The organism is Nitrospirae bacterium CG2_30_53_67, assembly GCA_001873285.1.
GTDB lineage: Bacteria > CG2-30-53-67 > CG2-30-53-67 > CG2-30-53-67 > CG2-30-53-67 > CG2-30-53-67.
This window is the reverse complement of sequence record MNYV01000140.1, coordinates 1-5,610: the sequence shown is the minus strand read 5'-3', so window position 1 is coordinate 5,610 and position 5,610 is coordinate 1. Positions and strand designations below refer to the sequence as shown.

6 protein-coding genes and 1 pseudogene are annotated in these 5,610 nt (G+C 52.4%); 2 read left to right on the top strand and 5 right to left on the bottom strand.

Annotation, left to right across the window (positions count from 1 at the left end; translation table 11 throughout):
• Positions 1-113: 113 nt before the first annotated feature.
• Complete coding sequence (locus AUK29_08815) at positions 114-953, top strand: hypothetical protein (GenBank protein OIP62273.1); 840 nt, start codon at positions 114-116, stop codon at positions 951-953.
• A 17-nt stretch (positions 954-970) separates the two neighbouring features.
• Here AUK29_08815 and AUK29_08810 read toward each other — a convergent pair whose 3' ends face one another.
• The 5 genes from AUK29_08810 to AUK29_08790 form a co-directional block, all read right to left on the bottom strand.
• Positions 971-1,348: a hypothetical protein gene (locus tag AUK29_08810; protein ID OIP62275.1), complete on the bottom strand. Its 378-nt coding sequence runs from the start codon at positions 1,346-1,348 to the stop codon at positions 971-973.
• Between the two features lie 533 nt (positions 1,349-1,881).
• Positions 1,882-2,769, bottom strand: coding sequence for a site-specific tyrosine recombinase XerD (locus AUK29_08805; protein OIP62272.1), 888 nt, complete (start codon positions 2,767-2,769; stop codon positions 1,882-1,884).
• A 7-nt stretch (positions 2,770-2,776) separates the two neighbouring features.
• The gene (locus AUK29_08800) at positions 2,777-3,544 is read right to left on the bottom strand and encodes a hypothetical protein (GenBank protein ID OIP62274.1); all 768 of its coding nucleotides are present in this window, start codon (positions 3,542-3,544) and stop codon (positions 2,777-2,779) included.
• A gap of 195 nt (positions 3,545-3,739) precedes the next feature.
• Positions 3,740-4,345 carry a hypothetical protein gene (locus tag AUK29_08795; protein ID OIP62271.1) on the bottom strand — a complete coding sequence of 202 codons (606 nt, stop codon included), beginning with the start codon at positions 4,343-4,345 and terminating at the stop codon, positions 3,740-3,742.
• A gap of 365 nt (positions 4,346-4,710) precedes the next feature.
• Complete coding sequence (locus AUK29_08790) at positions 4,711-4,908, bottom strand: hypothetical protein (GenBank protein OIP62270.1); 198 nt, start codon at positions 4,906-4,908, stop codon at positions 4,711-4,713.
• Between the two features lie 107 nt (positions 4,909-5,015).
• On the opposite strand from AUK29_08790, the pseudogene AUK29_08785 reads away from it, so the two are divergent.
• Positions 5,016-5,610 (top strand): annotated as a pseudogene (locus AUK29_08785) (acetyl-CoA acyltransferase).

Below are 5,610 nucleotides of genomic sequence, written 5' to 3'. Positions count from 1 at the left end.
GAATCCTTGACCCCTGGAATCCTCGGCCCCTTTTTACACACTAAATGGCCGATGGCTCGTAGAGGAGAAGAACCGAATATCAATCACAGATCCGGTATCAAGGAATACAAAGGATGGAAATGACTTCTTTCGGCGAGTACCTGAAAAGCGAGCGGGAACTGAGAGAGATCTCGTTAAGAGAGATCTCTGATGAAACCAAGGTCAGCTACCGCTACCTTGAGGCCATAGAAGAAGACAACGAATCCAGGCTCCCGGCAGAGGTTTTTACAAAGGGGTTCATACGGAGCTACGCCAATTACATCGGTCTGGACGCGGACGAGGCTATCCTGCGGTATCAGGAATACCGGAAGGCCAAGGATTCCTCCGGAAATTCGCAGGCGGCTGGTATGGATCTCCCCGGGACCGGCGCCGTCAGTAAGAATAAGAAAAGGTCCATGATCCTTTGGATCTTGACCGCTCTTCTGGCCGCGGCGGTTGTTATGGCTTCGGGGTATGGTCTTTGGAGGTGGAGGGAGGCGTCCTCTCAGCATCCATCCCTGCAGCAGGGCGGGATTGAAAAGTCCGTTTCATCCCCGGAGTCGAAGGTGAACAAAGAGACGAAAGAGGTTCCCATACCGGGAAAAGAGGAGGCCCCGCCCGTTCCACAGAACAGGGCAGAGGGGCCGCAGACGGAACCGGCCGCTCCCTCCCCGGCTCCGATTGAAATGATTCTATCCGCCCGTGCTCAGACATGGGTCTCCTGCGATCTGGACGGGAAAGAACACCATGATCTGATCATCCGGCCCGGCCAAGAAGTCCGTTTGAAGATGGTGGAATCCATCCGGCTCAACATCGGGAATGCAGGGGGCCTTGTGCTTCGGGCCAACGGCAAAACCTTGGGCCCGTTCGGAAGCTCCGGACAGGTTATAAAGAATTATGTGCTGACGAGAAAGGATCTGGAGGGAAGTCCATAGAATGCAACGGACACCCTTCAGGCTTTTTTACGGGTCCGGGCTATATAGACGATGCAGTGGTCGCAGTCCTTGCCGTTTTCACTGCAACTCCCTTTGGTGAGTTCCCAGCACGGCCTGTTCGGTTCCTTGAACGCGGAACAGGATTCCTTGACATGGCTCGGGCACCGCCTGATCTCCCAGCATGGGGCATAGTCCAGAAGCCTTTTGATTCCTTCGATGCTGATTTTCTCCGTATGGATCATGTCCCGTATACATCTCATCCACTGGATGTCATTGTTGGAAAAAAACCGATTCTTGCCGCGGCGGGCGGGTTTGATGAGCCCGTGTTTTTCATAGAGCCTAAGTGTCTGATCTGTGGTTCCAATGAGTTCGGAGGCCACACCGATGGTGTACAAGGCCTGTTGATCAATCTTATTTTTGTTTGTCACGAAGTCATTTCTCCTTTTGAGCTTAGTGGCCCTATTCGTAAATACGGTCGTATTCGAGGGTCGTAGGGCAGCCGGATCAAAGTTCCGCTCCTTGCGGTGTACCAGAGGGGTACGCCTCAGTCGCGCGTCTGATGAGACCGCCCTACGACTCTCTCGGTACGCTACCATATTTACGAACAGGACCACTTGGCCGATGAATTACTACAAACAAATTACATAACAACTACAGATTTAAGTTACCTATATTTATAAAACAAAAAACATCTACTGTCAATGAGAAAGAAATCTACTAAAAAAGCGGTTCTTCTCCTCTACGAGCCATCGGCCATTTAGTGTGTAAAAAGGGGCCGAGGATTCCAGGGGTCAAGTGTTTTTTTGATTTAGGTATTCTTCTATCATCTCGCCTACCCCCGGGGTTTTTGATATGTTTACCCCTCGGCTACTTGCTAAGCTTTTCACTCGGACCCTTGACCCCTTGACCCCTTGACCCCAAATCACCTTCATGCCCTTGGGTGAAATTTATCGAAAACTTTTTTGAGCCGTTCTTTTGTGACGTGGGTATAGATCTGTGTGGTGGAGATATCCGCATGTCCGAGCATGAGTTGGACGGATCGAAGATCCGCTCCGTTTTCAAGAAGATGGCTGGCAAAGGAATGCCGGAGTGTATGAGGGGATATCTCCTTGCGGATACCCGACTGGAGGGCATATTTCTTGATGATCTTAAAAAACCACTGACGGCTCATCCTATTTCCGAACCGGTTGGGAAAAAGAAAATCGCTCCGGCGCGATTTCAATATTCTGGGCCGGTCATGCGATAGAAAATCCCTGATCCATCCCTGGGCCGAATCACCCATGGGGACCAGACGCTCTTTTCCCCCCTTTCCCATGGTGATCAGATATCCGACTTCAAGGTTGATATCCGAGTTTTTCAAGGAAACCAGTTCACTCACGCGAAGTCCCGTGGCATAGAGGACCTCCAGCATGGTCCGGTCCCGCTTCCCAAGGGGTGATTCCGTGTCCGGTGTGCGGAGGAGGCTCTCCACTTCTGCGGGAGTCAGGGTCTGCGGGAGGTACTGGATTGTTTTGGGGGACTCGATGTTTTCGGCAGGGTCCGTCTGGATTCGTCCTTCCTGAATCAGGAAACGGAAAAACATCCGGATACTGACCAGTCTTCGCCGGACCGTGGAGAGATTCAATCCTGATCGTTTGATCTGAATCAGATAGGAAAGGACCGCCCTGCGGTCTATCTTCGCGGCCTTATGGATCCCCTGGCCCTTGAGAAACTCAGAAAAATGTGTCAGGTCCCTGCGGTAGGCCTCCGCCGTATTGTTCGAGAGCCCTTTTTCGATTCGGATGAAATGGAGGAACTCATGAATGTGCTGTTCCATTGGATGCTCACCGTTTCTTCGTCTGCATGGGGATCTCTTTGCGGATGGTTTCAACGGCTCCCGGCCGGAGAACGGCCGAGACGACTTGAACGTCCCTCCCTCCCCGGGCGATGACGGTTCCTCCGGGGTCCACGATCAGGGAGTTTCCGCAAAAGCGTGTGTTCCGGGTCCGTCCTGCCCGGTTGCATCCGGCGACGAAGGCCTGGTTTTCAATGGCCCTTGCGATGAGCAGGGACTCCCATTGCGCGCATCGGGGCTCAGGCCACTGTGCGGGGACGATGAGGAGCCAGGCCCCCCGGCCTCGGAACCCCGCAAAGTGTTCCGGAAATCGGAGATCGAAACAGACGGCGATTCCGATCCGGCCGAAGGCCGTGGAGAAAATCTTCCTGGACCGGCCCGGCGTGAAATATCGGTCTTCAAGCATCGGAGGGAAGAGGCGCCTCTTGCGGTACCGTCCGATGATCCTGCCGTGATCCACAACGGCCGCGGTGTTATAGAGGCGCCCTGATTCTTTTTCCGGCAGGGATCCGATGATCATGGTTCCGTGGGTCCCGGAGATTTCACAGAGGCTGTTCAGGATATCCGGGGTCCTTGGGCTGAGCTTCAGCACATCGGGGTATTCGAAACCACCGGACCAGATCTCAGGGAGGACCAGGATCCCGGGCCGGCTTTCCGCGGTACGGCGGATCAGGTTCAGCGTTTTTTCAATCCTCCTGTCCGGGTCATGCAGGCCTGGATTGATCTGGAGGAGGCTCACGCGGATTTCATTCCGGATGCGTGTCATGGTTTCCATGGTAATGAATAATTATCAAGAAAGCAAGGAAAAGGCCGCGTTCACCCTTGGGCAAGGTTTAAAGGTTGAAGGGTTTAAAGGTTTTTCTCTGGAGATTTTGCTTGCGTTCTTGTACTCGGTTTACCGGTATCAGTATTTCACTTGAACCCTTGAACCCTTGACCCCTGATGTTTTCACTCAAGGTCCGGCCGCGGGAACGGGTTCCTGACGCCTATCCATTCCTGAGGTCTCGGTCTCGATCTGTGCCCTCATGGCGCGCATCACCTTGTAAGTCAGCGAACGGGCATAGATCACAATAAACCAGTCCGGGTAATACCGCCCGATATCGAGATAGGTGGTCTGTACGACATGTGAGGTTTCCCCGCGCTGTTCAACCTCGATGGTCCCGTCATTTTTTTTGATGTTCCCGCCGATCAGTTTCCAGCGTGCTTTCCCTTTGTCTTTGTCATAGTTGATCAGGAGGATGCTCTTGAGATCCTCAAAGGGCCACGGGATGTCCAAAGTGACATTTAGAGTAATCCGGTTCGAATCTTGTTTTAAGACCTTCGAGTCGAACTCTTTGGGCATATAGGTATTGAGGTGATAGTAGTCGCAGATGACCCCGCAGACCTGGTCCCTGGTCCCCTTGAAGTCGGCCTCCATGGTGTATTTTTTAATGCCGGGTTGATCCGTGTCCATAATATGATAACTCATATTCTCAAGCCGGAGAACCTCCGCATAGGAGAATTCCGATGAAAAAGGAACCTTGCAGAGGATCAGAAGAAGCATCAGGCTGACGAGCATGATAGTTTTTTGAGGCGGCTTTAAATGCATTTTTCTCCTTAGTGGTCCTGTTCGTAAATATGGTGACGTACCGAGAGGGTCGTAGGGCGGTCTCATCTGCGTTCCTCTCCTTGTGACGTACCACTGGTGGTGGACCCGGAGAGGTTCTACCGATCCGGGGAGAAATAAGATAGGCTCTTCCTCTGGGAAAGCCTTGAATGGAGCAGGAGGAAGAGCCTATGTAAGAGTGGAAAAGTTTATAGCACATCAGATGGGACGGCAAATATACACTTCGTGATGAATCAAAAACACCGTCATTCCCCGACTTGATCGGGGAATCCAGAACATACTGGATTGTCCGGTCAAGCCGGACAATGACAAACGGGTTACGATTTCTGTTGCGGTACAGCATGGCGTTTTGGCTGGCCACTGAGTTTGTTTTGGGTCAATGCCCCCCTCTGGAGGGCTTCCTGATACCACCCATTATGCGGGTGGAGAGTCATTACCTTGGGATTCACAAATATATATTCTTGAGCAGGAATGTCAAGCAGAACATTATTCATGAAAGTCTTGAGGCATATCATACAACTACACGGATTATCATTGGTTTTCTTGACATCAGATCTCGGTATCGTGTATACTCAAAAAAACGAATTAACTTAAATGAATCCTATCCCCTTTAGGAGGTTCCATGATGGGAAAAAGGATTGTGATTGTGGACGGGGTCCGGACTCCTTATATCAAGGCATGGACCCTTTTTAATGATCTCTCCGCCTCCGAGCTTGGCCGGATTGTAGTCCGTGAACTCATGGAACGTCTGGAGATGGACCCTTCGATGGTGGATGAAGTCATCATCGGGAACGTGGGGCAGCCTGCGGACTCAACCAATATTGCCAGGGTGATCGCCCTCAAGGCGGGAATCCCCATACAGGTTCCTGCCTACACGGTTCAGCGTAACTGTGCATCAGGCATGCAGTCGATCGTCAACGCCTGCCGGCAGATCCTCCTAAATGAGGCCGAGGTGATCATCGCCGGCGGGGTGGAATCCATGAGCAACATTTCCATCTTTTTTTCCAAGGATCTGCAGGAAATTCTTCAAGCGTTTCAGAAGGCAAAGAGATGGAGCGACCGTTTCGGCGTGCTCCTGAGGATTCGACCGGCTCATCTCAAACCGGTCGTGGGCCTCCTCATGGGGCTCACCGACGCGAACTGCGGGCTGAACATGGGGCAGACGGCCGAGGTGCTGGCTCGGGAGTTCGGGATCAGCCGCACGGATCAGGATGAAT